Annotated in this window: 28 protein-coding genes; 14 read left to right on the top strand and 14 right to left on the bottom strand. The window is 61.5% G+C overall.

Annotated elements, in window-relative coordinates; translation table 11 throughout:
• Window positions 1–33: 33 nt before the first annotated feature.
• From F6S08_RS23200 to F6S08_RS23210, 3 genes are read right to left on the bottom strand one after another with little or no spacing between them, the layout of a single operon-like run.
• A complete protein-coding gene (locus F6S08_RS23200; protein WP_065947850.1) occupies window positions 34–1,008 on the bottom strand; it encodes a biotin-dependent carboxyltransferase family protein in 975 nt (324 codons plus the stop codon).
• The gene (locus F6S08_RS23205) at window positions 1,005–1,883 is read right to left on the bottom strand and encodes an allophanate hydrolase subunit 1 (RefSeq protein ID WP_315872386.1); all 879 of its coding nucleotides are present in this window, start codon (window positions 1,881–1,883) and stop codon (window positions 1,005–1,007) included. Before F6S08_RS23205 ends, F6S08_RS23200 begins: the two co-directional genes overlap by 4 nt.
• Before the next feature lie 58 nt (window positions 1,884–1,941).
• On the bottom strand, window positions 1,942–2,697 hold the full coding sequence (locus tag F6S08_RS23210; protein ID WP_065925262.1) for a 5-oxoprolinase subunit PxpA: 756 nt from the start codon (window positions 2,695–2,697) through the stop codon (window positions 1,942–1,944).
• A 104-nt stretch (window positions 2,698–2,801) separates the two neighbouring features.
• On the opposite strand from F6S08_RS23210, the gene F6S08_RS23215 reads away from it, so the two are divergent.
• Window positions 2,802–3,719: a LysR family transcriptional regulator gene (locus F6S08_RS23215; RefSeq protein ID WP_027605626.1), complete on the top strand. Its 918-nt coding sequence runs from the start codon at window positions 2,802–2,804 to the stop codon at window positions 3,717–3,719.
• On the opposite strand, the gene F6S08_RS23220 is transcribed toward F6S08_RS23215, so the two are convergent.
• On the bottom strand, window positions 3,716–4,612 hold the full coding sequence (locus tag F6S08_RS23220; protein ID WP_315872387.1) for a LysR family transcriptional regulator: 897 nt from the start codon (window positions 4,610–4,612) through the stop codon (window positions 3,716–3,718). The two genes, F6S08_RS23215 and F6S08_RS23220, sit on opposite strands and share 4 nt — an antisense overlap.
• A gap of 106 nt (window positions 4,613–4,718) precedes the next feature.
• On the opposite strand from F6S08_RS23220, the gene F6S08_RS23225 reads away from it, so the two are divergent.
• Window positions 4,719–5,477 carry an SDR family NAD(P)-dependent oxidoreductase gene (locus F6S08_RS23225; protein ID WP_092488892.1) on the top strand — a complete coding sequence of 253 codons (759 nt, stop codon included), beginning with the start codon at window positions 4,719–4,721 and terminating at the stop codon, window positions 5,475–5,477.
• On the opposite strand, the gene F6S08_RS23230 is transcribed toward F6S08_RS23225, so the two are convergent.
• Window positions 5,376–5,888, bottom strand: coding sequence for a multidrug/biocide efflux PACE transporter (locus F6S08_RS23230; RefSeq protein ID WP_043293516.1), 513 nt, complete (start codon window positions 5,886–5,888; stop codon window positions 5,376–5,378). The two genes, F6S08_RS23225 and F6S08_RS23230, sit on opposite strands and share 102 nt — an antisense overlap.
• Window positions 5,889–5,976: 88 nt before the next feature.
• Between F6S08_RS23230 and F6S08_RS23235 the strand changes: the two genes are divergently transcribed.
• Complete coding sequence (locus F6S08_RS23235) at window positions 5,977–6,831, top strand: LysR family transcriptional regulator (RefSeq protein WP_074847508.1); 855 nt, start codon at window positions 5,977–5,979, stop codon at window positions 6,829–6,831.
• Between the two features lie 3 nt (window positions 6,832–6,834).
• On the opposite strand, the gene F6S08_RS23240 is transcribed toward F6S08_RS23235, so the two are convergent.
• Genes F6S08_RS23240 through F6S08_RS23255 form a run of 4 tightly spaced genes read right to left on the bottom strand, consistent with a single transcriptional unit; the run spans window position 6,835 to window position 9,375 of the window.
• A complete protein-coding gene (locus F6S08_RS23240) occupies window positions 6,835–8,058 on the bottom strand; it encodes an RNA polymerase sigma factor (RefSeq protein ID WP_315872388.1) in 1,224 nt (407 codons plus the stop codon).
• Complete coding sequence (locus tag F6S08_RS23245; RefSeq protein ID WP_065925267.1) at window positions 8,055–8,534, bottom strand: SRPBCC family protein; 480 nt, start codon at window positions 8,532–8,534, stop codon at window positions 8,055–8,057. The genes F6S08_RS23240 and F6S08_RS23245 overlap by 4 nt, the downstream gene beginning before the upstream one ends.
• Window positions 8,535–8,568: 34 nt before the next feature.
• On the bottom strand, window positions 8,569–8,913 hold the full coding sequence (locus tag F6S08_RS23250; RefSeq protein ID WP_065925268.1) for a YciI family protein: 345 nt from the start codon (window positions 8,911–8,913) through the stop codon (window positions 8,569–8,571).
• Window positions 8,914–8,955: 42 nt separating this feature from the next.
• Window positions 8,956–9,375, bottom strand: a complete 420-nt coding sequence (locus F6S08_RS23255; RefSeq protein WP_065925269.1) for a YybH family protein — start codon at window positions 9,373–9,375, stop codon at window positions 8,956–8,958.
• A 145-nt stretch (window positions 9,376–9,520) separates the two neighbouring features.
• Here F6S08_RS23255 and F6S08_RS23260 point away from each other — a divergent pair, with 145 nt between their 5' ends.
• Genes F6S08_RS23260 through F6S08_RS23270 form a run of 3 tightly spaced genes read left to right on the top strand, consistent with a single transcriptional unit; the run spans window position 9,521 to window position 11,533 of the window.
• Window positions 9,521–10,030 (top strand): GNAT family N-acetyltransferase, encoded by a 510-nt coding sequence (locus F6S08_RS23260; RefSeq protein ID WP_065925270.1) that lies wholly within the window; start codon window positions 9,521–9,523, stop codon window positions 10,028–10,030.
• Window positions 10,031–10,077: 47 nt separating this feature from the next.
• The gene (locus F6S08_RS23265; protein WP_065925271.1) at window positions 10,078–10,332 is read left to right on the top strand and encodes a helix-turn-helix domain-containing protein; all 255 of its coding nucleotides are present in this window, start codon (window positions 10,078–10,080) and stop codon (window positions 10,330–10,332) included.
• Complete coding sequence (locus tag F6S08_RS23270; RefSeq protein WP_065925272.1) at window positions 10,325–11,533, top strand: type II toxin-antitoxin system HipA family toxin; 1,209 nt, start codon at window positions 10,325–10,327, stop codon at window positions 11,531–11,533. Before F6S08_RS23265 ends, F6S08_RS23270 begins: the two co-directional genes overlap by 8 nt.
• A gap of 41 nt (window positions 11,534–11,574) precedes the next feature.
• Here F6S08_RS23270 and F6S08_RS23275 read toward each other — a convergent pair whose 3' ends face one another.
• The gene (locus F6S08_RS23275) at window positions 11,575–12,054 is read right to left on the bottom strand and encodes a GyrI-like domain-containing protein (RefSeq protein ID WP_065947858.1); all 480 of its coding nucleotides are present in this window, start codon (window positions 12,052–12,054) and stop codon (window positions 11,575–11,577) included.
• A 196-nt stretch (window positions 12,055–12,250) separates the two neighbouring features.
• Here F6S08_RS23275 and alaC point away from each other — a divergent pair, with 196 nt between their 5' ends.
• Window positions 12,251–13,462 carry an alanine transaminase gene (gene alaC, locus F6S08_RS23280; protein WP_065947859.1) on the top strand — a complete coding sequence of 404 codons (1,212 nt, stop codon included), beginning with the start codon at window positions 12,251–12,253 and terminating at the stop codon, window positions 13,460–13,462.
• Between the two features lie 95 nt (window positions 13,463–13,557).
• Here alaC and F6S08_RS23285 read toward each other — a convergent pair whose 3' ends face one another.
• The gene (locus F6S08_RS23285; protein ID WP_027605614.1) at window positions 13,558–14,910 is read right to left on the bottom strand and encodes a GntP family permease; all 1,353 of its coding nucleotides are present in this window, start codon (window positions 14,908–14,910) and stop codon (window positions 13,558–13,560) included.
• Between the two features lie 84 nt (window positions 14,911–14,994).
• Window positions 14,995–15,528 (bottom strand): gluconokinase, encoded by a 534-nt coding sequence (locus tag F6S08_RS23290; protein ID WP_027605613.1) that lies wholly within the window; start codon window positions 15,526–15,528, stop codon window positions 14,995–14,997.
• A 212-nt stretch (window positions 15,529–15,740) separates the two neighbouring features.
• On the opposite strand from F6S08_RS23290, the gene F6S08_RS23295 reads away from it, so the two are divergent.
• The 7 genes from F6S08_RS23295 to F6S08_RS23325 all read left to right on the top strand — a co-directional run bounded on the left by F6S08_RS23295 (window position 15,741) and on the right by F6S08_RS23325 (window position 21,901).
• Window positions 15,741–16,772, top strand: a complete 1,032-nt coding sequence (locus F6S08_RS23295) for a LacI family DNA-binding transcriptional regulator (RefSeq protein WP_315872413.1) — start codon at window positions 15,741–15,743, stop codon at window positions 16,770–16,772.
• 88 nt (window positions 16,773–16,860) lie between these two features.
• Window positions 16,861–17,493, top strand: coding sequence for a glutathione S-transferase family protein (locus F6S08_RS23300; RefSeq protein WP_065925277.1), 633 nt, complete (start codon window positions 16,861–16,863; stop codon window positions 17,491–17,493).
• Window positions 17,494–17,503: 10 nt separating this feature from the next.
• A complete protein-coding gene (locus tag F6S08_RS23305) occupies window positions 17,504–18,241 on the top strand; it encodes an NAD-dependent epimerase/dehydratase family protein (RefSeq protein WP_137212654.1) in 738 nt (245 codons plus the stop codon).
• A gap of 12 nt (window positions 18,242–18,253) precedes the next feature.
• Window positions 18,254–19,663, top strand: coding sequence for an MFS transporter (locus F6S08_RS23310; RefSeq protein ID WP_065947863.1), 1,410 nt, complete (start codon window positions 18,254–18,256; stop codon window positions 19,661–19,663).
• A 133-nt stretch (window positions 19,664–19,796) separates the two neighbouring features.
• Window positions 19,797–20,297, top strand: a complete 501-nt coding sequence (locus F6S08_RS23315; RefSeq protein ID WP_065925280.1) for a hypothetical protein — start codon at window positions 19,797–19,799, stop codon at window positions 20,295–20,297.
• 287 nt (window positions 20,298–20,584) lie between these two features.
• Complete coding sequence (locus F6S08_RS23320; protein WP_065925281.1) at window positions 20,585–21,022, top strand: GNAT family N-acetyltransferase; 438 nt, start codon at window positions 20,585–20,587, stop codon at window positions 21,020–21,022.
• 60 nt (window positions 21,023–21,082) lie between these two features.
• Window positions 21,083–21,901: a class I SAM-dependent methyltransferase gene (locus F6S08_RS23325; protein WP_315872389.1), complete on the top strand. Its 819-nt coding sequence runs from the start codon at window positions 21,083–21,085 to the stop codon at window positions 21,899–21,901.
• Window positions 21,902–21,940: 39 nt separating this feature from the next.
• Here the strand turns inward: F6S08_RS23325 and def are convergent, their stop codons facing one another.
• Together def and F6S08_RS23335 are read right to left on the bottom strand one after the other, a co-directional pair.
• Entirely contained in the window at window positions 21,941–22,480 is a 540-nt protein-coding gene (gene def, locus F6S08_RS23330) for a peptide deformylase (RefSeq protein ID WP_065925282.1), read from the bottom strand.
• A 3-nt stretch (window positions 22,481–22,483) separates the two neighbouring features.
• Window positions 22,484–23,434, bottom strand: a complete 951-nt coding sequence (locus F6S08_RS23335) for a YihY/virulence factor BrkB family protein (protein WP_027605604.1) — start codon at window positions 23,432–23,434, stop codon at window positions 22,484–22,486.
• Between the last annotated feature and the right edge of the window lie 9 nt (window positions 23,435–23,443).

Raw genomic sequence — 23,443 nt, forward strand, 5'->3', positions numbered from 1 at the left:
CAAGCCCCCTCCCACATTTGGATGTGTGTCGTGTCAGTTGTTGAAGAGCCCCGCCATGGCCTTGAGCCGTTTTTTGTACACCCGCCGCGCCTCCAGTGCCTGCTCCAACGTCACCGCCACAAACCCCGCCCGCTGGTTAGGCTGCATCTGCCCGATCAAGTCCAGGTCGGCACTGATCACCGTGCCAATCATCGCGTAGCCACCGCCGGATACCGCATCGCGGTGCAGCACAATCGGCTCCAGCCCCGCCGGTACCTGTATCGAGCCAATCGGGTAGCAACTGTCGACGATATTCGACGGATCCGACCCCGCGCCGAACGGCTGCTCACGCGGTTGAAAGCTCAGCGCACTGCCGCCCTTGAAGCGATAGCCGATGCGGTCCGCCTCGGAGCCGACCGTCCACGGTTCGGCAAAAAAGCTGCTCTTGGCGCCCGCGGTCAATCGCTCGTAATACAGTCCTGGCACCACGCGCAAGGTGACATCGCCGCCCACCGAGCGGCGCAATGCCATCGGCAAACTGTTGCCTGCCCGCCCGAGACCGCTGGCTTCGCCGATGGGCAGCTCATCGCCTGCCTGCAAGCGTCGCCCGTGGAAACCACCAAGGGCGCCGAGGGTGTAGGTGGAACGGCTGCCAAGCACCAACGGCACGTCAATGCCACCGGCGACGGCGAGGTAAGTGCGGGCACCGGCCTTGGGAAATTCGAAACGCAGCACCTGCCCGGCACGCACCTCGAAGGCGGTGTCCTGATGCACCACTTCACCGTCCAGGCGCGGCGACATCAACGCACCGCTGAGCGCGACCAGGGTATCGCGTTGAAACTCCAATTCCGGCCCGATCAAAGTGCATTCCAGGCCGGCCGCGCCCACCGGGTTGCCCACCAGATGGTTGGCTGCACTCAAGGCGTATTGGTCCAAAGCACCCGATGGCGGAATGCCCAGGTGGTAATAGCCTTCGCGGCCCAGGTCCTGCACAGAGGTGGCGAGGCCGGGTTTGAGGACCTTGATCATGCCAGCGCCTCCTGCAGGGTTTTCGGATAGCCGATGGGGTCGGCGAGAAACGCATCGAGGGAAAATTCCACCGGGCGAATGCGCAGGTCGAAACGTCCTGCCTCCACCTCGGCAACCGCCAGGTCGTAGGCGTCCCGGTCGATGGGTTTGAATTGCACGATGTCACCCGGCCGGAAAAACACCATATGCGCCTTGAGGTAAGCCAGCTGCTGCGCCGGGTCGTAGATCGGTGCCGGGGTCACGCCAAACATCTGGTAGCCGCCGGCGCCGCGCACCGAGTAGATGCAGCCGAAGCAACCGCCATGGCCGAGGGTCAGCTTCGGCGTGTCGGTGCGCGGGCGCAGGTACTTGGGCACCTGCAACTGCCGCTCGCGCTCGACCATCTGGAACATGAACGGCAAGCCCGCGACAAAACCCACCATCGAGACAAACCACGGCGCACCGCTGTGGGCGGCGATAAACGCTTCGACATCGGCCAGGCCATTGATGCGTGCGGCGTATTCCAGGTCGGTGGCGCTGGGGTCTTGATGACGGTCGCGAAACCGCATCAGGGTTTCATGGGTCCAGGGGTCGTTATAGAGCACCGGGATTTCGATGATGCGCGTGTGCAGGGTGCGTTCGGCCACAGCCTGGGCTTCGGCGCTTTGCACAGCGTCGAGCAGCACATGGGGGGCGATGCGGTCGGGGTCGAAGCGAATCTGGAACGAGGCATTGGCCAAGCACACATCCAGCACGCCTTCCAGCGCCAGGCGGTCCACGGCACGGGTCACGGCCATGCCCTTGAAAAAAGCCTGCAGGGACATGCTCTCGCTGACTTCAGCAAACAGGTGTTCATCACCGCCGAAGCTGTAGCGGATGGGGGACGTTTCAGCCATGTCTGTTCCTCTTGGAATCGTTATAGAAAGGCAGGCAAAAAGTGAACGTTCGATCTTATTAGGGTGTTTTGACTGTGATGCCCGCCTGGTCCAACGCTTCACGGGTGGCCTCCACCAACTCCAGCGCGCCGGGGGTGTCGCTGTGCAGGCAGATGGAGTCGAATTCAATAAACAGGTCTTCGCCTTCTACGGTACGCACCAGCCCCATCTGACACGCCCGTAGGACACGGGCCGCGACCGTGGCCGGATCCAGCGCACGTACGTTGCGGGTAAACACAATGGAGCCCGTCAGATCGTACTCACGGTCGGCATAGAATTCGCGCACCACCGGTTGCCCGAGTTCCTTGGCCACGCGCCAGATCACCGAGTTGGGCATGCAGTACAGCAACAGCGTCGGCTCGATGATTTGCAGGTTTTGTACCAGCAGGCGCGCGGCTTCTTCGTCGCGGGCCAGGTGCATGTAGAGCGCGCCGTGGGGCTTGATATGTTGCAGCGTCATGCCTTGGGCGCGGGCGATTTCGCGCAGGGCACCCAGTTGATAGAGCATGTCGTCCACCAGTTCCTGGGCCGGCGCATTGATATGCCGACGACCGAAGCCCACCAGGTCGCGAAAGCCCGGATGCGCACCGATGGCCACCCCCAATTGCTTGGCACGCGCGACGGTGCGGCGCATGGTGCCGGGGTCGCCGGCATGGAAGCCGGTGGCGATATTGGCCGAGCTGATATAGGCCATCAGCTCCGCGTCGACGCCGTCGCCGATGGTCCAGGGACCGAAGCCTTCGCCCATGTCTGAATTGAAATCCACTGCCTGCATCGGGGACGCTCCGCCAAAAGGTGATGCTCGAAAGTAGGCTGCGGCTTGACCCCTTGGGAAGATCTATTATCAGATGGCTCATCTTCTGAAAATCAGATAAAGCCATGTCCCTGACCTTGCGCCAAATCCGCTACTTCGTGGCCACCGCCGAAATCGGCCAGATTTCCCAGGCGGCGATTCACCTGAACATCTCCCAGTCTGCGGTGACCACGGCGATCAAGGAGCTGGAAGCCCTGCTCGGCGTGCAACTGTTTGTGCGCTCGGCCCAGGGCATGAACCTGACCGATGCCGGGCGGCATTTTCTCAACCGCGCCTACGTGATTGTGCGCAGTGTCGACGATGCGCTGAACAGCCCGTTGCCCGACTACCGCGCCAGCGGCGTGCTGCGCCTGGCGGCCAGCTACACGGTGCTGGGTTACTTCCTGCCCCACCACCTGCAGCGCATGGAGCACTGGCACCCGGATGTGACCCTGGAGGTGTTCGAGCAGGAGCGCCAGGCCATCGAACAGGGCCTGCTCGACGGCCAGTTCGACATGGCCGTGGTCCTCACTGCGAACCTCACCCACCCGGCGATCGTCTCGGAAATCCTGTTCAACTCGGAACGTCGTTTATGGCTGCCCAGCCATCACCCATTGTGCGAACGCGGTGCGGTGAGCCTGGCGGATGTGGCGCAGGAGCCGTACATCCTGCTCACCGTCGATGAAGCCGAACACAGCGCCATGCGCTATTGGGAACAGGCCGGGCAAACGCCCAAGGTGCGGCTGCGCACCAGCTCGGTGGAGGCGGTGCGCAGCATGGTTGCCAATGGCAGCGGCGTGGCGATCCTGTCGGACCTGGTGCACCGGCCCTGGTCGCTGGAAGGCAAGCGCATCGAGACCCTGACCGTCACCGACCCCGTCACGCCCATGAGCGTCGGCCTGGCCTGGCACCGCGAACGCGCCTTTACCCCGGCAATGCAGGCATTTCGCGATTACTTCCACGACGCCTTCCTGGCGCCGCAACAGCTGTCGGCGCGGCGTTAAAGCTGCGAATGCAGAATGGTCGCCAGCCAATCCATGAACACCCGCACCCGCAGGGGTAGATGCCGCTGACCGGCGTAGAGCAGGGACACATCCAGCGGTGGTGCGGGATAGTCCGGCAGGACCGCCACCAGCTCCCCGCAGGCCAATTCGTCACCCATGCCCAGGGCCGGCACCTGAATAATCCCGAAACCGCCCAGGCAGGCCGACTTGTAGCCATCGGTGCTGTTGACCGTGACCCGACCGGCCATGGGGACGCGCAGCACCTTGTTGCCCTGCACGTATTCAAACCCCGCCGAACGTGAACCCAACGGCCGCACGTAATGCACCAGGTGATGGTCGGCCAGGTCGGCCAGTGTCCGGGGCACGCCGTAGCGTTGCAGGTAGGTGGCACTCGCGCAGTTGATCATCGGCATGCTGCACAGCAGCCGCGCCACCACGCTCTGGTCCGGCTGCGCGCCCACGCGCAGCACGCAATCGAAGCCTTCGGCGAGCAGGTCGACCTGGCGGTCGGTGGTGCTGATCTCCAGTTCGATCAGCGGATGCGCGTCCATGAATTGCGGCAGACGCGGCAGGATCAAGTCCCGCGCCATCATGTTGGGCATGTCCACCCGAATCCGCCCGGCCAGTTGCGCTTCGTCCTGGCGAAACAGCCCCTCCAACTCCTCCATGTGCGCGAGCAAATCCTTGCTGCGCTCATACAGCACGCGGCCATCCTGGGTGGCCTGCACCTTGCGCGTGGTGCGCTGTAACAGGCGGGCGCCGAGCAGTTCTTCCAGCGCCTGCACATGTTCCGACACCGTGGAGCGCGGCAGGCCCAGGCTCTCGCCGGCACCGGTGAAACTCGACAGCTCGGTAACGCGCACGAAGGTGCGCAGCAGCTCCAGTTTGTTCATGGGATTGTTCGCCTTATTCGGCCAGTGATTCCGGCATAGCGCTGTTTATCACGTTATGACCGGACAAATACACTGCTTCCCACACTCAATCACCGAGGACATCACCATGAACCGTAAAATCGCATTGATCACCGGTGCCAGCCGTGGCCTGGGCAAAAACACCGCCCTGCACCTGGCGGCACAAGGCGTCGACATCATTGGCACTTACCACAGCAAGGCCGATGAAGCGCAGGCATTGGTCGCACAGATCGAACAACTGGGCGGCCGTGCCGCGATGCTGAAACTGGACGTGAGCCAGAGCGCGACGTTCGCTGATTTCGTCGGTGAGGTTGCTGGCGTACTCAAGGACGTTTTCGCACAGGACCGCTTCGATTTTCTGATCAACAACGCCGGTATCGGCATTCACGCCAGCTTCGCCGAGACCACCGAAGCGCAGTTCGATCAATTGGTGGCGATCCAATTCAAGGGTCCGTTTTTCCTGACCCAACAGCTGTTGCCGTTGATCCGCGACGGCGGGCGCATCGTCAATATTTCCAGTGGCCTGGCGCGTTTCAGCCTGCCCGGCTACGCCGCTTACGCCGCCATGAAAGGCGCGATGGAAGTGCTGACCCGCTACCAGGCCAAAGAGCTGGGCGGCCGTGGCATCAGCGTCAACATCCTGGCCCCCGGCGCCATTGAAACCGACTTCGGCGGTGGTGCCGTGCGCGACAACGCCAACCTCAACGCCATGGTCGCCAGCAATACCGCCTTGGGCCGCGCCGGGTTACCGGACGATATCGGCGGCGCGATTGCCAGCCTGCTCGCCGACGGTAGTGCCTGGATCACCGGCCAACGTATCGAGGCGTCGGGCGGCATGTTTCTGTAGGAGCTTGTCACGCAGTACGTCATACCCCCAGTGATACACATAGGTGTACGGCAGGAAAAACAGCAGTACGCCTATGTCGAGGATAAACGCCTGCACCAAGCTGATGTTCAGCCAGGCGGCAATCAGCGGCACACACACCAGGATCAACCCACCTTCAAACATCAAGGCATGCAGCACGCGGGTCCAGCCGTTGCTGGCCAGTTGCAGGCGCGCCTTGAGGCGGTCGAACAGGCCGTTGAAAATCACGTTCCAGGCCAGCGCCAACAGGCTGATCGCCAGGGTGACCATGCCCATCTCCAAGGCAGGCTTGTCCATGATCCACGCCAGCAACGGGGTGCAGATCAACAACGCCAGGGCTTCGAAACCAATGGCCTGGCAAACGCGTTCAGTAATCGACTTGGTAGGGTTCATGAGCCGGCTCCGTGAGTGACGATGGTTGTCATCATTAGCCTTTGACTCGATACTTCATAACCAATAACCATCGATCAAGGCGATAGTCATGGCTTCTAACGAAGTGCTGCAGGCGTTTGTGCAGGCGGCCACCCAAGGCTCGTTTTCGGCGGCGGCGCGCAAGCTCGGCAAGAGCCAGTCCACCGTCAGCGCGGCCGTGGCGAGCCTGGAGATTGACCTGGATGTGGTGCTGTTCGATCGCAGCAGCCGCAAGCCGACGCTGACGCCGGCGGGCCATGTGTTGCTGCAACGCGCCGAGCAGGTGCTGGAGGCCAGCAGCCGGCTGGAATTGGCGGCGAGCCAGTTGGCCCAGGGATTGGAGCCGAAGCTGAGTATCGCCATGTCCGATACCTACCAGTCCGACCGTTTCGAAGTCGCCCTCAGCGCCTTTGAACAGCGCTACCCGGACCTGGAGCTGGAATGCCTGATCGCCGAGTGCGAAGACCTGATCGCCCTGGTCCAAAGCGGCCGCGCGCAGATTGCGTTTATTGAACACCAGGAAGAGTATCCGCCTGACCTGACCCGCGCGCCCGTGGACGAACGCACCGAAATCGCCCTGTTCGTGTCACCGAAGCATCCGCTGGCGGGCCTCGATACCCTCACTGCGCACGCCCTGCAACAGCACCGCGAATTGCGCCTGGCAAGCATCATCAACCCGAACGAAACCCGCGCCAACGGCCGTGTCTGGTCGGCCCCCAGTTACCTGATGCTGTTGGAGATGGCGCAGTTGGGTTTCGGCTGGGCCCCGATTCCGCGCTGGCTGGTGGAACGCTTTGGTGGCGGGAAACTGGTCGAACTCAAGGCACGCGGTTGGCCGCGCTCGGTGGCGGTGGATGCACTGTGGTCACGGCATCATCCGCCAGGGCCGGCGGGGAGTTGGTTGTTGGGGAAGATGCTGGAGTGATCCTCATTGCTTGGGGAGATTGAGTTCGGCCAGGCGGTGTTTGAGGAAGCGTTTTTCCGGGATCTGCTGGGTCAGTGACAAGGCTTTTTCGTAGGCTGCCCGGGCCTCTTCCACCCGCCCCAACTGCCGGCAAAACTCGCCCCGCGCCGAATGCGCCAGGTGGTAATCCAGCAACTCCCCGCGCGCCAGAATACCTTCCACCAACTGCAACCCTGCCAGCGGCCCTTCGCCCATGGCCACCGCCACGGCGCGGTTCAACTCGATCACCGGCGACGGCACGGCCCTGAGCAACACATCGTAGAGCCCGATAATCTGCGGCCAATCCGTTTCCCCGGCGCTGGGTGCCTCGGCATGTACCGCCGCAATCGCCGCCTGCAGGCAATACGGGCCAAAACCCCGCTGCGTCAGTGCCCGTTCCACCAGCGCGCAACCTTCAGCCATCAAGCCCCCATCCCACCGCGAACGATCCTGCTCATCCAACAACACCAACTCGCCGCTGGCCGAGGTGCGCGCCGCGCGGCGGGATTCGTGCAACAGCATCAGCGCCAGCAGGCCCATCACTTCCGGCTCCGGCAGCAACTCCAGCAGCAGGCGGCCGAGGCGAATGGCTTCGCGGGTCAGGTCCTCGCGCGTGAGGTCCGCGCCCATGGACGCCGAATAGCCTTCGTTGAAGACCAGGTAAATCACGCGCAGCACGCTGTCCAGGCGCTCGGGCAGCTCGGCAAGTGACGGCACTTGATAAGGGATTTTGGCCTCGCGAATCTTGCCCTTGGCCCGCACGATGCGTTGGGCGATGGTGGTCGGGGTGGCCAGAAAGGCGCGGGCGATTTCTTCGGTGGTGAGGTCGCAGATCTCACGCAAGGTCAGCGCCGCCTGGGCGTCGGCAGCCAACGCTGGGTGGCAGCAGGTGAAGATCAGGCGCAGGCGGTCGTCTTCCACGTCCTCAACGCTCCAGTCAGCGGCTTCCAGGGCGTCGGCCTGCGCCTGCAATAACGGGGTAAAGCGGGCCTGGCGGCGTAAACGGTCGATGGCCTTGAAGCGTCCGGTCGACACCAGCCAGGCCCGTGGGTTGTCCGGCACGCCCTCTTGCGGCCAGCGCTCGACCGCGACGAAGAACGCCTCGTGCAAGGCTTCTTCGGCGAGGTCGAAATCCCCCAGCAGGCGGATCAGGGTGGCGAGGACGCGCCGGGACTCACTGCGGTAGATCGCCTCGATGGGAGGCGTCAATCGCGCATGCCCTGGGTCACCAGCGTCACCAGGCGGTCCAGGCTCTGACCCCAGCCGTCGTGAAAGCCCATGGCTTCGTGGGCCTGCTTGTCTTCGGCGCTCCAGTGCATGGCGCGAGCGGTGTAGAGGGTCTTGCTACCCTCGACTTCCTGCAGCGTCACTTCGGCGGTCATGAACGGTTTGCCCGAAGGGATCCAGCCCGGCGTATAGGCGTCGGTAAACACCAGGCGCCGAGGGGCGACAATCTCCAGGAACACGCCTTGGGTCGGGTACTCGCTGCCATCCGGCGCGCGCATCAGGGTGCGAAACAGCCCTCCGACCCACAGGTTCATTTCGCACTCGGGGGTGGTCATGCCATGGGGGCCCCACCATTGTTGCAACAACGCGGGTTCGGTCCAGGCGCGGAACACCCGGCTGCGCGGCGCATCGATCACGCGGCTGATGGACAGTTCAAATTCGGCAGGTTGCGTAGGCATGGCTAAACCTCCTCAAGTCTTATGGTTGTTGTGCTCAGAGATTCAATTGGCGAACGGGGCGCACTTCCACACTGCCGACCCGGGCGGCCGGAATGCCACCGGCCACCTGGATCGCTTCATTCAAGTCGCGCGCCTCGATCAGGTAGAACCCGGCGAGCTGTTCCTTGGTTTCGGCAAACGGCCCGTCGGTGATCGACACCTTGCCATTGCGCATGCGCACCGTGGTGGCGGTGGTTACCGACTCCAGCGGCTCGGCGGCGAGCATACGGCCACTTTTTTGGATGGACTGCGCATAGGCAAGACACTCCGGGTCTGCGGGGCTGTCCGGCGAGGTGTGCAGCACCTGCTCGTTGCTGTAGATCAGGCAGAGGTATTTCATGTGCGTCTCCGTCTTCGGACTATTGACTATAGTTCGCGGCGCTCAAGGTTTCAGGTCGAACAATGCCGTGCCACTTGCCATGTCGAACGGCGCCGACCAGTGCTCATGCACCACCTTCCAGTCACCGTTGAAGCGTTGGTAGCCGGCGGTCACCCGCATCCAGCAGGCCTTCACTTCACCGTCCGGCCCGGCGCCGCCGCAGTGGGCGAGCCAGTGGGCGAATGCGCTGTCCTGGGATTCGACGATACGCAGTTCGTGGAACTCGAAAATGCCCGGGCCGGGGCAGTGCTCCATGCAGGCCTCCCAGTGCGCACGGTAGGCTGCCTTGCCTTTGAACTGCAGGGCGGTCACGGCGTCGAACGAGACGATATCGTCGGCGTAATAGCTGACAATCTTATCGATATTCCGGGAAAGCACGGCTTGCTTCCATTGCTCGATCAGGGTGTTGATAGCGGTACTCATGGCGATACTCCTTCGGGTTGGAAAATCACGGAAGACACCCTTAGTCGAACGGCCCTCGGGCAAATCGACAGCCCGTTGAAAAATAATGTCGTCCAGCACAAACCCGATAGACTGCGCCCTTCCTTGCCGCTGTTCGGACACGCCGATGCAAACCCGCCTTGTCGCCTACGAAACGCTGAATACCGTGCAACAACAGCATGTCAGCGCCATCGAAGTTCACCCTGAACAGCTGCCGTTTTGCGGCGACATGTATTGCGCCCTCAATTCGCTCCTGGCCAAGCCCAGCCCCGGCGTCAAAGGCTTTGCCCTGCTGGCCGACGACAGTCCGGTAGCCTTCCTCCTGCTTAAACGCCCGCCCTGCCTGCCCCACTGGGCCGATGAACACAGCGCAACGCTGCATGCGTTGCAGGTGGATCGGCAGCAGCAAGGGCGTGGATTCGGCAAGGCCTGTTTGCAAGCCTTGCCGGCGGCGGCATTGCAGGCGTGGCCGCAGATCAAGGCGCTGGAGTTGTCGGTGGACACGCACAATGTGGCGGCGATGGGGTTGTATCTGGGCGCAGGATGGGTGGACAGCGGGGAGGCGTATAAGGGGCGGGGTGGGTATGAGCGGAGGTTGAGGTGGGTGTTGGGTCGAAGCGGTCTTGACTTACTTTAAATGTAACGTATACATAACTTCCAATTAAAAAGTAATGAATATATGACATGGACACTTCGGTTATCACTCAGCGACTGGGCAGCCAAATTCGCGCCATGCGACTTAACCGTGGCTATAAACAAGCGGATCTGGCGAAACTTGCAGGGGTTACCCGGCAGAAGCTGATAGAAGTCGAACAAGGCAGCCTCTCGGTCTCAATGAATGCCTATGCCCGAGTGATCGCCGCCTTGGGCAGCGAATTCAAATTAGTGCCTGTGACCATGCCGACCCTGGAGGAACTGGAGGACTTGTTCAATGATTAGCCCCCATTTACGCGTTCATACCCCTCAAGGTAAAAGCGGCAGCGTGTTGATGAGTGCCAACGACTATTTGTTCCGCTACGGCGAAAACCTGCGGGCACAAACCGCAGTCAGCCTGACGATGCCCGTTCGCGCCGAAGAATATCGCCGCCGAGAACTTCACCCCATCTTCCAGATGAACCTGCCGGAAGGCTACGTTCTGGAGCAATTGCGCAATCGCCTCGCCAAGACGGTCAAGGTCGATCCGATGTTGTTGCTGGCACTCTCGGGCAGCAGTGCACCGATTGGTAGGGTGTTCGTGTCTTCGGATCAAGTAAACGACCTGATCCTGCGCAACAGCCCTCCCTCCAGCGGAGAAAACCTCAACGAAATTCTCGCCTGGGACGGCGCGGAGGATCTGTTCCTGGAACTGGTGGATCGCTACATCCTGCGAGCAGGTATTTCTGGCGTGCAGCCCAAAGTACTGGTGCCGGAAAAACCGCAGGCATCCGCGCAGAAGTTCACGTCGAAAATCAACGACCTGATTATCAAAAGCGGGCGCGATGAGTTTCCGGGGTTGGCCATCAATGAGTACCTGTGCATGTCCATCGCCCGGGATGCAGGCTTGCCGGTGCCACCTTTTTACCTGTCGCAGAATCATAAGCTGTTCATCATGCGGCGCTTTGATCGGGACGAGCAGCTCAACCCGCTGGGTTTCGAAGACATGACCACCTTGATGGGCCTGTCTGCGGAGCAGAAGTACACCAAGAGTTACGCAGCAATCGCCAAGGCCGTACGCGTGTTCTGCGCCCCAGAACATCAACGCAGCTCGCTTGATCAATTGTTCGACAGCGTGGCACTGAGCTGCATAGTGGGTAATGGCGACGCTCACTTGAAGAACTTCGGCGTGCTCTATAGCGACCCGCTGAAATCGGATACCCGGCTGGCACCGGTATACGACATTGTGAACACCACCGCCTATCTCCCTGAGGACTCACTGGCACTTGACCTGTCCGGCAACAAATCATTGTTTGCTGCACGCCTGGGCATCCTGGAATTTGCAAGAACCTGCGAAATTGAAAATCCCGAAGCGCGCATTCAGGCACTCCTTCAAACCCTGGAAGCCGTGCTCAAGCGCGAAGACGATTACTGCCGGTTGGCCCCTGATGTAGCGAAAGCCATACGTCAATCTGCGCAGGGCTATCAACTCAGCTTTGGTGGCTGAACGTCCTGTGGTTGCGGCGAGACAAGCGTTCAGCCAGTGGGTTACTTGTGTTCCACGGGCAACCAGACCTCCACCGTCCCCGTCCCCTTGCGCCCATCAAAATCCGCGCTGTACCGCTCGAAATCCGCCCCCGCCACCTTGTAGCCCGAGTGCGGCAACCACTCGAACATGATGCGCTCGTAGGTCTGCTCCAGTGCCTGCACCGGGCCATAGTGCGGGAACACGGCGTAGTGGTGCGCAGGCAGTTCGACGCACTCGAAGTTGCTCGGCACATCGCTTTTGGACGGTACTTCCACCCCGGCCATGTAATCGAATTCACCGTGGCTGGGGTTATGGCAAACGCCGTAGGTCACTCCGCCGACGCGTTTCTTGATGTGTTTTACGCTTTCGTCGAACACACTCCACAACTTGGGGATATCCCCCACGGTAGCCTTCGAATAACGCCCTTGCACCCCGGCGATCACCAGGGCCTTGCCGTCTTCCATGCGTGGCTCTAACGGTTGTTTTGTCTGCTGGTCCATCTGAACAGTCTCCTTCTTATGAGGGAACAAACCCGTATCGAGTATAGGGGCATATCCTTGCAGTACTCCATGCAGAAAATTTCCCGACACATCTGGACAACTGGCCATCATCGACCGTATTGTCTGCCCCGCAGGCCACCGCAGTGGCCGACGTCGCTCGGACGGTTCCGGGCGCTTACGTACTCTCGAGGCAACAATGGCAGACCTTGGTTCGCCGCGCCGCTTTGCGCGCATAGATCGACTCCCCCCTTACGTTTTCAATATCACTGCCGAGCTGAAGATGGCTGCGCGTCGGCGCGGCGAAGACATCATCGACTTGAGCATGGGTAACCCCGACGGCGCCACGCCTCCCCATATCGTGGAGAAGATGGTTACCGTCGCCCAGCGTGAAGACACCCACGGCTATTCCACCTCCAAAGGCATTCCACGTCTGCGCCGGGCAATTTCGCGCTGGTACAAGGATCGCTACGCTGTCGACATCGACCCCGAGACCGAAGCCATCGTGACCATCGGTTCCAAGGAAGGCCTGGCGCATCTGATGCTGGCCACCCTGGACCAGGGCGACACGGTGCTGGTGCCCAACCCGAGCTACCCGATTCATATCTACGGTGCCGTGATTGCCGGCGCCCAGGTGCGTTCGGTGCCGCTGGTGCCTGGCGTGGACTTCTTCGCCGAACTGGAACGGGCGATCCGTGGGTCGATCCCCAAGCCGAAGATGATGATCCTCGGCTTCCCGTCCAACCCGACCGCGCAGTGCGTGGAGCTGGATTTCTTCGAACGGGTGATCGCCCTGGCCAAGCAGTACGACGTGCTGGTGGTGCATGACCTGGCCTACGCCGACATCGTCTACGACGGCTGGAAAGCACCGTCGATCATGCAGGTGCCGGGCGCCAAGGACATTGCGGTGGAGTTTTTCACCCTGTCCAAGAGCTACAACATGGCCGGCTGGCGCATCGGTTTCATGGTGGGCAACCCGGAACTGGTCAATGCCCTGGCGCGGATCAAGAGCTACCACGACTATGGCACCTTCACCCCGCTGCAAGTCGCCGCGATTGCCGCACTGGAAGGCGACCAACAGTGCGTGAAGGACATCGCCGAGCAGTACCGCCAGCGCCGCAATGTGCTGGTCAAGGGCCTGCATGAGCTGGGTTGGATGGTGGAGAACCCCAAGGCGTCGATGTACGTCTGGGCGAAGATTCCCGAGGCGTATGCCGCCATGGGTTCACTGGAATTCGCCAAGAAGCTGCTGCTGGAAGCGAAGGTCTGTGTGTCGCCGGGGATTGGGTTTGGCGAGTATGGGGATGATCATGTGCGCTTCGCGCTGATCGAGAACCAGGACCGGATTCGCCAGGCGGTGCGCGGGATTCGCGGGATGTTCCGGGCGGATGGGCTGGTCGCTAAAGCCTGACCCGATCCACCTGAACAAATGTGGTCAAACTGTGGGAGGGGCTTGCCCCCTCCCACAGTTGATTGGGTTTTCACCCTTGCCTTGTAGCGTGTCTGTTAGACCACCAACGACAGCAACATGATAAAGATCAGTGCCACAACGGACAGGATGGTTTCCATCGCCGTCCAGGTCTTGAAGGTCTCGGCCACGGTCATGTTGAAGTACTGCTTCACCAGCCAGAACCCCGCATCGTTGACGTGCGACAGGATCAACGAACCCGCCCCCGTCGCCAACACCAGCAGCTCACGGTTAACTCCGGGAATCATCCCCACCACCGGCACTACGATGCCCGCGCCGGTAATGGTCGCCACGGTGGCCGAACCGGTCGCCACACGAATCACCGCCGCCACCAGCCACGCCAGCAGGATCGGGTTGATCTGTGCGTTTACCGCCATGTGGCCGATCACGTCACCCACGCCGCTGGTCACCAGCATCTGCTTGAAGCCACCACCGGCACCGATGATCAGGATGATCGCGGCGGTCGGCGCAAGGCTGGCGTCGAGCAGCTTGAGGATCTGCTTGGAATGGATGCCCTGGCGGCTGCCAAAGGTGTACAGCGACAGCAGCAACGCCAGCAGCAAGGCGGTGATCGGGTGACCGATCATGTCCATCCAGTTGCGCACCACGTTGCCTTCGGCAAAGGCGATGTCGGCGAAGGTTTTGAGCAGCATCAGGAACACCGGCAGCAGCACGGTGACCAGGGTGATACTGAAGCTCGGCAGGTTTTTGTTCTCAGGCTCGCGGGCCAGTTGATCGACCAGTTCCTGGGACGGGTTGCCCGGAATGTACTTGGCGATAAACGTACCGAAGATCGGGCCAGCGATGATGGCCGTCGGCAGCGCGACGATCAGGCCGTACAGGATGGTCTTGCCGATGTCGGCGCCAAACACACCGATGGCCAGCAGCGGGCCCGGGTGCGGCGGCACCAGGCCGTGGACTGCCGAGAGGCCGGCGAGCAGCGGGATGCCGATCTTGATCAGCGACACGCCGGTGCGGCGCGCAACGATAAACACCAGCGGGATCAGCAGTACAAAGCCGATCTCGAAGAACAACGGAATGCCCACCAGGAATGCGGCGAACATCATGGCCCACTGGACCTTGTCCTTGCCAAAGGCGCGGATCAGGGTCTGGGCGATCTGATCGGCACCGCCGGATTCGGCCATCATCTTGCCGAGCATGGTGCCCAGCGCGAGGATGATGCCGACAAAGCCAAGCACCCCGCCGAAACCGTCCTGGAACGCCTTGATGATCTTGTCCACCGGCATGCCCGAGGTCAGGCCAAGGAAGCCGGCCGCGATGATCAGCGCAATAAATGGGTGAACCTTGAAGCGGGTGATCAAGACGATCAGCCCGATGATGGTAACGACTGCATCTAACAGCAGGTACGACTCGTGGGACATGCCAAACATGGGGGGTCTCTCCTGTTTGTTGTTGTTATTAAAGCGGGTGTTGAATTTCCTGCCGGGGATAGCGCTATCTTTTCCGGCAAAAAATCAGTTGGATGGTTCAAAACCGTGTGTCAGCCACCAGGCGTTGGTCTGCCTGGCCAACTCCTCGACGCTGTCTTCGCTGGCGTTGAGGGCCAGGGTCAGCGGCTCGCCCTTGGGCGATTCAAGGGTGGCGAACTGGCTGTCGATGAGGCTGGCCGGCATGAAATGGCCGGGGCGATGGGACACGCGGTCGGCGGCGACTTCGCGGGTCAACTCCAGGAATACAAAACCCAGGCCAGGCGCGGCTTCGCGCAGGTGGTCGCGGTATTTCTTTTTCAGCGCGGAGCAGGTGAGTACCGGATGTTCACCGGCTTTGAGCGAACGGCGCAGTTCATCGCACAGGATGTCGAGCCAACCGGCGCGGTCGTCGTCGTTGAGGGGGTGGCCGGCGCTCATCTTTTCGATGTTCGCGGCGGGGTGAAAGCTGTCGCCTTCAATGGCGGTGGCACCGTTCAGGCGGCACAGGGCCTCGCTGACGCTGGTCTTGCCACAGCCGGCAACACCCATGATGACCAGGGCGGTAACAGGTTGACTCATGGAACACCTCAAGACGCAGATAGCGCTACCTTTGCACGCCGTGAGGCGAGTGCAAAAACAGGCTTTTCCCGCGCCGTCTTGTCATTTTTATGGAGTGACGCGTGCATCCGCTCCAATCATTTGAACCGGATCAGGCAACCCATAGTTCAATAATTTGCAGCCTTTTGGAGACAGCGCTACCTTAGTGCCTCGATTTTTGTTTGGCAAGCCGCCTGATGACCTCCAAGAACGATAAAAATACCCGCACCACCGGTCGCCCTACCCTCAACGAAGTTGCCCGCCTGGCCGGCGTCAGCCCGATTACCGCCTCCCGCGCGTTGCGCGGCATCAGCACCGTGGCCATCGAACTGGTGGAAAAAGTCCAGCACGCCGCTGCCGAACTCAACTACGTGGTCAACCCCGCCGCCCGTGCCCTGGCTTCGGCCCAGAGCCATTCGGTGGTAGTCCTGGTGCCGTCGTTGTCCAACCTGCTGTTTATCGAAACCCTCGAAGCCATCCACCAGGTGCTGCGGCCCAAGGGCTTTGAAGTGCTGATCGGCAACTCCCACTATTCGCGCGACGAAGAGGAAAACCTGCTGCGCAACTACATGGCCTATCAGCCACGCGGGTTGCTGCTGACCGGCTTCGATCGCACCGAAAGCGCCCGACGGATGGTCGAGGCCAGCAATGTGCCGTGTGTGTACATGATGGACCTGGACCCCAATGCCGGCGTGAACTGCGTGGGCTTCTCGCAGCTGGCGGCGGGTGAAACCGCGGCCGCACATTTGATCTCCCGTGGGCGCAAGCGCCTGGCGTATATCGGCGCGCAACTGGACCAACGCACCCTGCTGCGTGGCGAAGGCTTTCGCCGTGCGCTGCAAAAGGCGGGCCTGTACGACCCGGCGCTGGAACTGCTGACACCACGCCCTTCCTCGGTGGGCCTGGGCGGCGAACTGTTCCTGCAACTGCTGGCCGCCCATCCGGATGTGGATGCGATCTTCTTCGGCAACGACGACCTGGCACAGGGCGCGCTGCTGGAAGCCATGCGCCACGGCATCAAAGTGCCAGAACGTGTCGCGGTGCTGGGTTTCAACGACTTGCCGGCGTCGTCCTTCATGGTGCCGCGCCTGAGCAGCATCAGTACCCCCAGGGAAGCGATCGGGCGGCGGGCGGCGGAGCATTTGTTGACGATCATGGCGGGCAACAGGATCGCCAAGCCGGTGGTGGATATGGGGTTTGAGTTGCAGGTTCGCGAGAGCACGTAGTCCCACATTTAACCCCGCCCGCTCGGAGGCATCGCCGTAGCTTCTCCCTCCTGCTAGATTGGCTGTTCTCCATCGCAAGGAAAGCACCATGGCACATTCACTGAAAATCCTGGGTCGCACGTCCTCCATCAACGTGCGCAAAGTGCTCTGGACCTGCCAGGAACTGGGCATCGACTACGTGCGCGAAGACTGGGGCATCGGCTTCCAGCCCACCCAGTCCGCCGAATTCCTCGCCCTGAACCCCAATGCCCAGATACCCGTGCTGATCGACGACCACGGCGTGCTGTGGGAGTCCAATACCATCTGCCGCTACCTGGTGGGGCTTTACCAGCGCCACGACCTGCTGCCCATCGAGCCCGCCCCACGCGCCCGGGTCGAGCAGTGGATCGACTGGCAGGCCGTCGAGCTCAACCGTGCCTGGGGCGATGCCTTCACCGCCCTGGTACGCAATAACCCGGACGGCCTGGACGCGGCGCAGATTGAAGCCGCCGTGCAACGATGGAACGACAAGATGGGCATCCTCGAGCAACAACTGAGCAAAACCGGGGCCTTTGTTGCCGGCGATGAATTCACCCTCGCCGACATCCTGATCGGCCTCTCGGTGCACCGCTGGCAGATGACGCCCATGGCGCGCCCGGCCTACCCCGCCATTGCCGCCTACTACCAGCGCCTCGGCCAGCACCAGGGCTTCCAGCTATTCGCCCTCGACGGGCATAACTAAGGACATGCCCGTGAAAGGACTCAACGTACTGCTCACCGGCGCCTGCGGCAGAATCGGCAAGACGTTTTTCGAAGCCTCGAGAGACCGCTACCGTTTCACCCTCACCGACCGCATCGCGCCTGATTTCGACCTGGGCGAACACCGCTTCGTGCACGCCGACCTCAGCGACAAAGCCAGCCTCGCCAGCTTGCTCGAAGGCATCGATGTGATCGTGCACCTGTCGGGCATCCCCCACGCCAGCGCCACGTTCGACGAATTGCTGCCGAACAATATCCTCGCCACCACCTACCTGTTCGAAGCCGCTGTGGCGGCGGGTGTACAGCGCCTGGTGTTCGCCAGCAGCGCGCAAACCATCGAAGGCTACCCGGTAGACCGGCAGATCAGCCCAGGCATGCAGGTGATGCCGGCCAACCTGTATGGCGTGAGCAAATGCTACGGCGAAGCGCTGTGTGGCTACTACGCGGCGAAAACCCCGCTGTCGACGATTGCCCTGCGCATCGGCGCGTTCGAATTCGTTGAAACCCACGACCTGAACAACGCCCGCGACCTCAGCGCCTGGCTCAGCCCGCGGGATGCCGTGCAGCTGCTGCAGCGTGCAGTGGAGGCCGAGGGCGTGAAACACCTGATCGCCCATGGCATTTCCAATAACCGCTTCAAGCGCCTGGACCTGAGCGAAACCACACGGGTGTTGGGTTACCATCCGCTGGACGATGCATTTCAGACCTTCGATATCCCCATCACTGACTGAGTTTTTCCCGCCATGCCTGCACTCCCTGCTACAGACGGCATCGACCCGATCCGCGCCGCCCATATCAGCGCGCGTATCGACCGCCTGCCCGCCGTCGCCACGGTCTGGCGCCTGGTGGCGCTGCTGTCGATCGGCGGTTTTTTCGAGCTGTATGACTTGTTCCAGACCGCCTACATCAGCCCCGGCCTGATCAGTGACGGGATTTTCCACACCGGCAGCGAGGGCGTGTTCGGCTTCTCCGACCAGGCGGCGTTCGCCTCGGCGACCTTCCTCGGCCTGTTCCTCGGCGCCAGCCTGCTCAGCCCCATCGCCGACCGCTTCGGGCGCCGGGCGATCTTCACCTTTGCCTTGATCTGGTACACCGTCGCTACGGTGTTGATGGGCATTCAGACGTCCGCGCTGGGCATCATCGGCATGCGTTTCCTGGTGGGCATCGGCCTGGGCATCGAGCTGGTGACCATCGACGCCTACCTATCGGAACTGGTGCCCAAGCGCATGCGCAGTTCGGCGTTCGCCTTTGCGTTTTTCATCCAGTTCCTGTCGGTGCCGGCCGTGGCATTGATGTCATGGTGGTTGGTGCCCCAGGCGCCGTTCGGGGTGTCGGGCTGGCGCTGGGTGGTGCTGAGCAGTGCGGTGTTTGCGCTGTTTATCTGGCAACTGCGCAAGCGCCTGCCGGAATCACCGCGCTGGCTGGCGCAGAAAGGCCGCTTCGAAGAAGCCGGCAGGATCATGGACACCCTGGAGGCACGCTGCCGGAAAGACCATGGCAAACCCCTGGATGAACCCGAACCCGAAACCGTCAGCGTGCAAGGCAGCGGCCGTTTTGCCGACATCTGGCAACCGCCATACCGCCGCCGCGCGTTGATGCTGATTGTGTTCCATGTGTTCCAGGCCATCGGCTTCTTTGGTTTCGGCAACTGGTTGCCGGCGCTGCTTTCGGGCCAGGGTGTCAGCGTGACCCACAGCTTGCTGTACGCCTTTATCATCACCCTCGCCTACCCGCTGGGGCCGTTGCTGTTTGTGAAGGTGGCCAACCGCTTCGAAAACAAATGGCAGATCGTCGGCTCCGCCATGGGTGCGGTGATCTTCGGCAGCCTGTTCGCCCTGCAAACCACGGCGGTGGGGCTGGTAATCTGCGGGGTGATGATCACCTTCTGCAACGCCTGGCTGAGCTTCAGTTACCACTCCTACCAGAGCGAGCTGTTCCCGACCAATATTCGCGCGCGGGCGGTGGGGTTCTGCTATTCGTTCAGCCGCTTGTCGACGGTGTTCAGCAGCCTGTTGATCGGTTTTATCCTCGAACACCTGGGCACACCCGGTGTGTTGGCGTTTATTGCCAGCAGCATGCTGATCGTGATGATCACCATCAGTTGGTTCGGCCCGCGTACGCGCAACCTGGCCTTGGAAAATATCGCCCATTGACGGCAACGGTTGGCCGCCTGCGGGACAATGTTTGCCGCGGCGGCCAGGCCAAATCCAGTCAAACCGGGGTTATCGGACCCGGCATGTTATTTGCTCCCGCTATGGCACCGAACATTTTCCCAGGTGACCGATCATGCTGGTTAACAACAACCCCCAAGCCGTGTCGACCCTTCAAAAGATCACGCGTCCCGACATGGACCCTGCCAACGCCGCCGCCAGCACGCTGTACAGCGGCGCCCTGCAAGCGGCGCAGCAAAGCGTGACCCTGCCGGCCGCGCAGAAGGATCTGGACAAGGCGGGCGATCGCATCGACGAAGCTTTCGCCAAGACCCGCGTGCAGTTGCAGGCCAGCACAGCGGCCACCACGGTGACGACGGATGTCCCCGCCACCAGCTCCGCCCGCACAGACTTCACCGATTACATGAGCAAAACCCCGGCCGAGCGTATCCGTGAGCAATTGCTCAAGGAACAAGGGTTGACCGAGGCGGATGTGCAGAACATGTCACAGGAAAAGCAGGACGCCATTTCCAAGCAAGTGGCCGAACGTTTGAAGCAGCAGCAAGAGCAGCAGGTAGCGGCGAAGACCACTGACCCGCAGGCGCAGGCAGTGAAGGAAACCCTGGCGGCGATCTAAGTCACAGGTGGGACGCCGAGCGTCCCTGGCGGCATTCCCACGCGGGTGCGTGGGAATGATCATTAACTCAGTGACCGAACAGGCCTGTCTCGGTTTTCTTGGCTTTCTTGTCGGCGCGTTTTTCGTCGGCGGTCTTTGCCGGTTTCTTCTTCGCGGCTTTCTTTGAATCCATACCTTTGGCCATGATGCATGCTCCACTTACAGGGGATGTAACACTGGGTATACCACCTATTGCCGCACAGAAGGCGCTTATAATCCCCGGCCCTTGATTATGTTGCCCAAACACCATGCCCGAACTGCACATCGCCCCCCTGGCTGAGCCGCTATGGCCGCTGCTGAACAAGTTTTATCGCCGTCATGACTCACCGATGAAGGCACTCAAGGGCGGGCGTTTGTGGGTAGCGCGCGACAGCGAGATTGTCGCCGGTCTGTGCCTGACACCCGTGATCGGCGGACAGTGGTTGACCGGCGTGTTTGTCGACCCGGCGTATCGCGGCCAGGGGTTGGCGGGGCGATTGATAGCCGCGGCGGCGGCCGAGGTGCAAGGCACGCTGTGGTTGTTGTGCCATCCGGACCTGGAGGGTTTGTATCAGCGCATGGGTTTCACCCAGGACACGCTATTGCCGCAATCCCTCAGCGAGCGACTGGTGCGCTACAAACGTAACAAACCGATGATCGCGATGGGCTTAGATCGTTTAGTGAGGTCGTCCTCGGATAATGTGTGATCGCCCCGCATGGGCCCCATGCTAGCCTCGGCGACACAGTGGCCCACTTTTCGGATGATCATGAAAGCGACCTTTGCAGCGCTGTCCCTTACCGCCCTCCTCGTTCCCACGTTCAGCCAGGCCGCCGACGCACCGATCAGCGCCCAGCAATACGCCAGCGTGTTGGCCGGCAACTGGCGCGACCCGGCCAACAGCGCCCGCGACGGCTATCGCCACCCGCAGCAGACCTTGGAATTCTTTGGCCTGCGCGCCAGGCAGACCGTGATCGAAATTACCCCAGGGGGCGGTTGGTACAGCGAACTGCTGGCACCGTTGCTCAAGGAGCACGGGCATTACATCGCCGCCGTACAAGCGCCGAGCAGCAGCGCCTATGCACGCACGTCCGAAGAGAACCTGAAAAACAAATTCGCCGCCGACCCTACGCGCTATGCCAAGGCAGACGTGGTCGAGTTCGACCCCAAGGCACCGGTGTTCGGCAAACCTGCTTCGGCGGACGCCGTGCTGACGTTCCGCAATGTGCATAACTGGGTGCTGGCCGATACCGCCGAGGCCACGTTCCACGCGTTCTACACGGTGTTGAAACCGGGTGGCGTGCTGGGTGTGGAAGATCACCGGGCCAAGGACGGGGCCGAGCTGGAGGCGATCAAGGACAGCGGTTACCTGACCACCGCCCAGGTGGTGAAACTGGCCACCGACGCGGGGTTCAAGCTGGCAGGCCAGAGCGAGGTCAACGCCAACCCGAAGGACACCAAGGATTATCCCGCCGGCGTGTGGACGTTGCCGCCGACGTTGAAATTGGGGGAGCAGGACAAGGCAAAATATGTGGCGATTGGCGAGTCAGACCGGATGACGTTGCGGTTCGTCAAACCGGCCAAATAACCTGGTCCCGCCCACATTTTGTTCTCAACGGGTCGGCGATTACTCGTCAGCGGTTGGGTCCATGTCGGGAAACATCACTTCAATAAAGCCGAACTTGCTGAAGTCGGTAATGCGCGAGGGGTAAAGCCGGCCGATCAGGTGATCGCATTCATGCTGCACCACCCGCGCGTGGAAGCCATCGGCAAAACGTACGATCGGCTCGCCCTTCGGATCAAACCCCTCGTAGCGAATCTGCTGGTAACGGTCCACCGCACCACGCAGTCCGGGCACCGACAGGCAGCCTTCATAGCCTTCTTCCCGCACCGGGCTGAGCGGCGTGATCAACGGGTTGATCAGGATGGTCTGCGGCACCGGCGGGGCATCCGGGTAGCGCTCGCTGGCTTCGAACCCAAAGATCACCAGTTGCAGGTCGACGCCAATCTGCGGCGCGGCCAGGCCGACGCCGCCCACGTGCTCCATGGTCTGGAACATGTCGTCGATCAATTGCCACAGCTCGGGGCTGTCGAACATTTCCGGCGGTACCGGCGGGGCGATACGCAGCAGGCGTTCATCGCCCATTTTCAGGATTTCACGGATCATCGATCAGACTTCATCGGTAGTGGGTTTGGAGTGGTCGCGGCCGAGGCCGGAGACATGTTGTTTTTCGTGCGCGGGCGCGGGCTCATCGAAATCCTTTGCGCCTGGCTCCTTGCCTTCGGCCGACATGTGCTCGATCACGGCATTCATCTCCGCCCCCAGCAACAGCACGGCGGCGGAAATGTAGAAGTACAGGAGCAACACGATGATCGCACCGATGCTGCCATACATGGCGTTGTAGTCGGCGAAGGTTTTGACGTAGTAGCCAAAACCGAGGGAGGCGACGATCCACACCACCACCGCGAGCACCGAACCCGGGGTAATAAAGCGAAACTTCTGCTCGACGTCCGGCATCACGTAATACATGAGGGCCACGGCAAACATCAGCAGGATCACGATCAGCGGCCATCGCACGATGGTCCACAAGGTCACCACGAATTCCTGCATACCGATCTGGCCGGCCAGCCATTCCATCACCTGTGGGCCGAGCACCATCAGCGCGGCGGCGGCCAGCAGCATGCCGGCGATGCCGATGGTGTAGAAAACCGACAGCGGGAAACGCTTCCAGATCGGCCGGCCTTCCACGACGTCGTACGCGGCGTTCATGGCGCTCATCATCAGGCGCACGCCAGCGGAGGCGGTCCAGAGGGCAATCACGATACCCACCGAGAGCAGGCCACCCTTGGATTGCTGCAACTGGTCGATCACCGGGTTGACCTGCTCCAGGGCCTGGGGCGGCAACACCAGCTCCGATTGCAGGCGCAGCCAGGTGAAAAAGTCCGGCAGGTGCAGGAAACCGATCAGGGCGATAAGGAACAGCAGGAAGGGAAATAACGAAAACAGCATCTGGTAGGCCAGTGCCGAGGCGTAGGTGGACATCTCGTCATCGACGAATTCCTTGACGGTGCGCACCAGCACTGTGTGGAGCTTGAGACCATCGAGAACCGGAAAAATCATAGCGTCTCC

The organism is Pseudomonas sp. JV449 (assembly GCF_032424295.1).
In the GTDB taxonomy this organism is placed as follows: Bacteria; Pseudomonadota; Gammaproteobacteria; order Pseudomonadales; family Pseudomonadaceae; genus Aquipseudomonas; species Aquipseudomonas marginalis.

Coding starts and splice junctions, on each gene's coding strand:
- F6S08_RS23255 (WP_065925269.1), bottom strand. CDS start 9,375: ATGAGTACCGCTATCAACACCCTGATCGAGCAATGGAAGCAAGCCGTG.
- F6S08_RS23250 (WP_065925268.1), bottom strand. CDS start 8,913: ATGAAATACCTCTGCCTGATCTACAGCAACGAGCAGGTGCTGCACACC.
- F6S08_RS23215 (WP_027605626.1), top strand. CDS start 2,802: ATGTCCCTGACCTTGCGCCAAATCCGCTACTTCGTGGCCACCGCCGAA.
- F6S08_RS23200 (WP_065947850.1), bottom strand. CDS start 1,008: ATGATCAAGGTCCTCAAACCCGGCCTCGCCACCTCTGTGCAGGACCTG.
- F6S08_RS23230 (WP_043293516.1), bottom strand. CDS start 5,888: ATGAACCCTACCAAGTCGATTACTGAACGCGTTTGCCAGGCCATTGGT.
- F6S08_RS23285 (WP_027605614.1), bottom strand. CDS start 14,910: ATGTTTGGCATGTCCCACGAGTCGTACCTGCTGTTAGATGCAGTCGTT.
- F6S08_RS23320 (WP_065925281.1), top strand. CDS start 20,585: ATGCCCGAACTGCACATCGCCCCCCTGGCTGAGCCGCTATGGCCGCTG.
- F6S08_RS23245 (WP_065925267.1), bottom strand. CDS start 8,534: ATGCCTACGCAACCTGCCGAATTTGAACTGTCCATCAGCCGCGTGATC.
- F6S08_RS23205 (WP_315872386.1), bottom strand. CDS start 1,883: ATGGCTGAAACGTCCCCCATCCGCTACAGCTTCGGCGGTGATGAACAC.
- F6S08_RS23315 (WP_065925280.1), top strand. CDS start 19,797: ATGCTGGTTAACAACAACCCCCAAGCCGTGTCGACCCTTCAAAAGATC.
- def (WP_065925282.1), bottom strand. CDS start 22,480: ATGATCCGTGAAATCCTGAAAATGGGCGATGAACGCCTGCTGCGTATC.
- F6S08_RS23210 (WP_065925262.1), bottom strand. CDS start 2,697: ATGCAGGCAGTGGATTTCAATTCAGACATGGGCGAAGGCTTCGGTCCC.
- alaC (WP_065947859.1), top strand. CDS start 12,251: ATGGCAGACCTTGGTTCGCCGCGCCGCTTTGCGCGCATAGATCGACTC.
- F6S08_RS23260 (WP_065925270.1), top strand. CDS start 9,521: ATGCAAACCCGCCTTGTCGCCTACGAAACGCTGAATACCGTGCAACAA.
- F6S08_RS23335 (WP_027605604.1), bottom strand. CDS start 23,434: ATGATTTTTCCGGTTCTCGATGGTCTCAAGCTCCACACAGTGCTGGTG.
- F6S08_RS23270 (WP_065925272.1), top strand. CDS start 10,325: ATGATTAGCCCCCATTTACGCGTTCATACCCCTCAAGGTAAAAGCGGC.
- F6S08_RS23220 (WP_315872387.1), bottom strand. CDS start 4,612: ATGAACAAACTGGAGCTGCTGCGCACCTTCGTGCGCGTTACCGAGCTG.
- F6S08_RS23310 (WP_065947863.1), top strand. CDS start 18,254: ATGCCTGCACTCCCTGCTACAGACGGCATCGACCCGATCCGCGCCGCC.
- F6S08_RS23275 (WP_065947858.1), bottom strand. CDS start 12,054: ATGGACCAGCAGACAAAACAACCGTTAGAGCCACGCATGGAAGACGGC.
- F6S08_RS23225 (WP_092488892.1), top strand. CDS start 4,719: ATGAACCGTAAAATCGCATTGATCACCGGTGCCAGCCGTGGCCTGGGC.
- F6S08_RS23265 (WP_065925271.1), top strand. CDS start 10,078: ATGGACACTTCGGTTATCACTCAGCGACTGGGCAGCCAAATTCGCGCC.
- F6S08_RS23300 (WP_065925277.1), top strand. CDS start 16,861: ATGGCACATTCACTGAAAATCCTGGGTCGCACGTCCTCCATCAACGTG.
- F6S08_RS23235 (WP_074847508.1), top strand. CDS start 5,977: ATGGCTTCTAACGAAGTGCTGCAGGCGTTTGTGCAGGCGGCCACCCAA.
- F6S08_RS23325 (WP_315872389.1), top strand. CDS start 21,083: ATGAAAGCGACCTTTGCAGCGCTGTCCCTTACCGCCCTCCTCGTTCCC.
- F6S08_RS23290 (WP_027605613.1), bottom strand. CDS start 15,528: ATGAGTCAACCTGTTACCGCCCTGGTCATCATGGGTGTTGCCGGCTGT.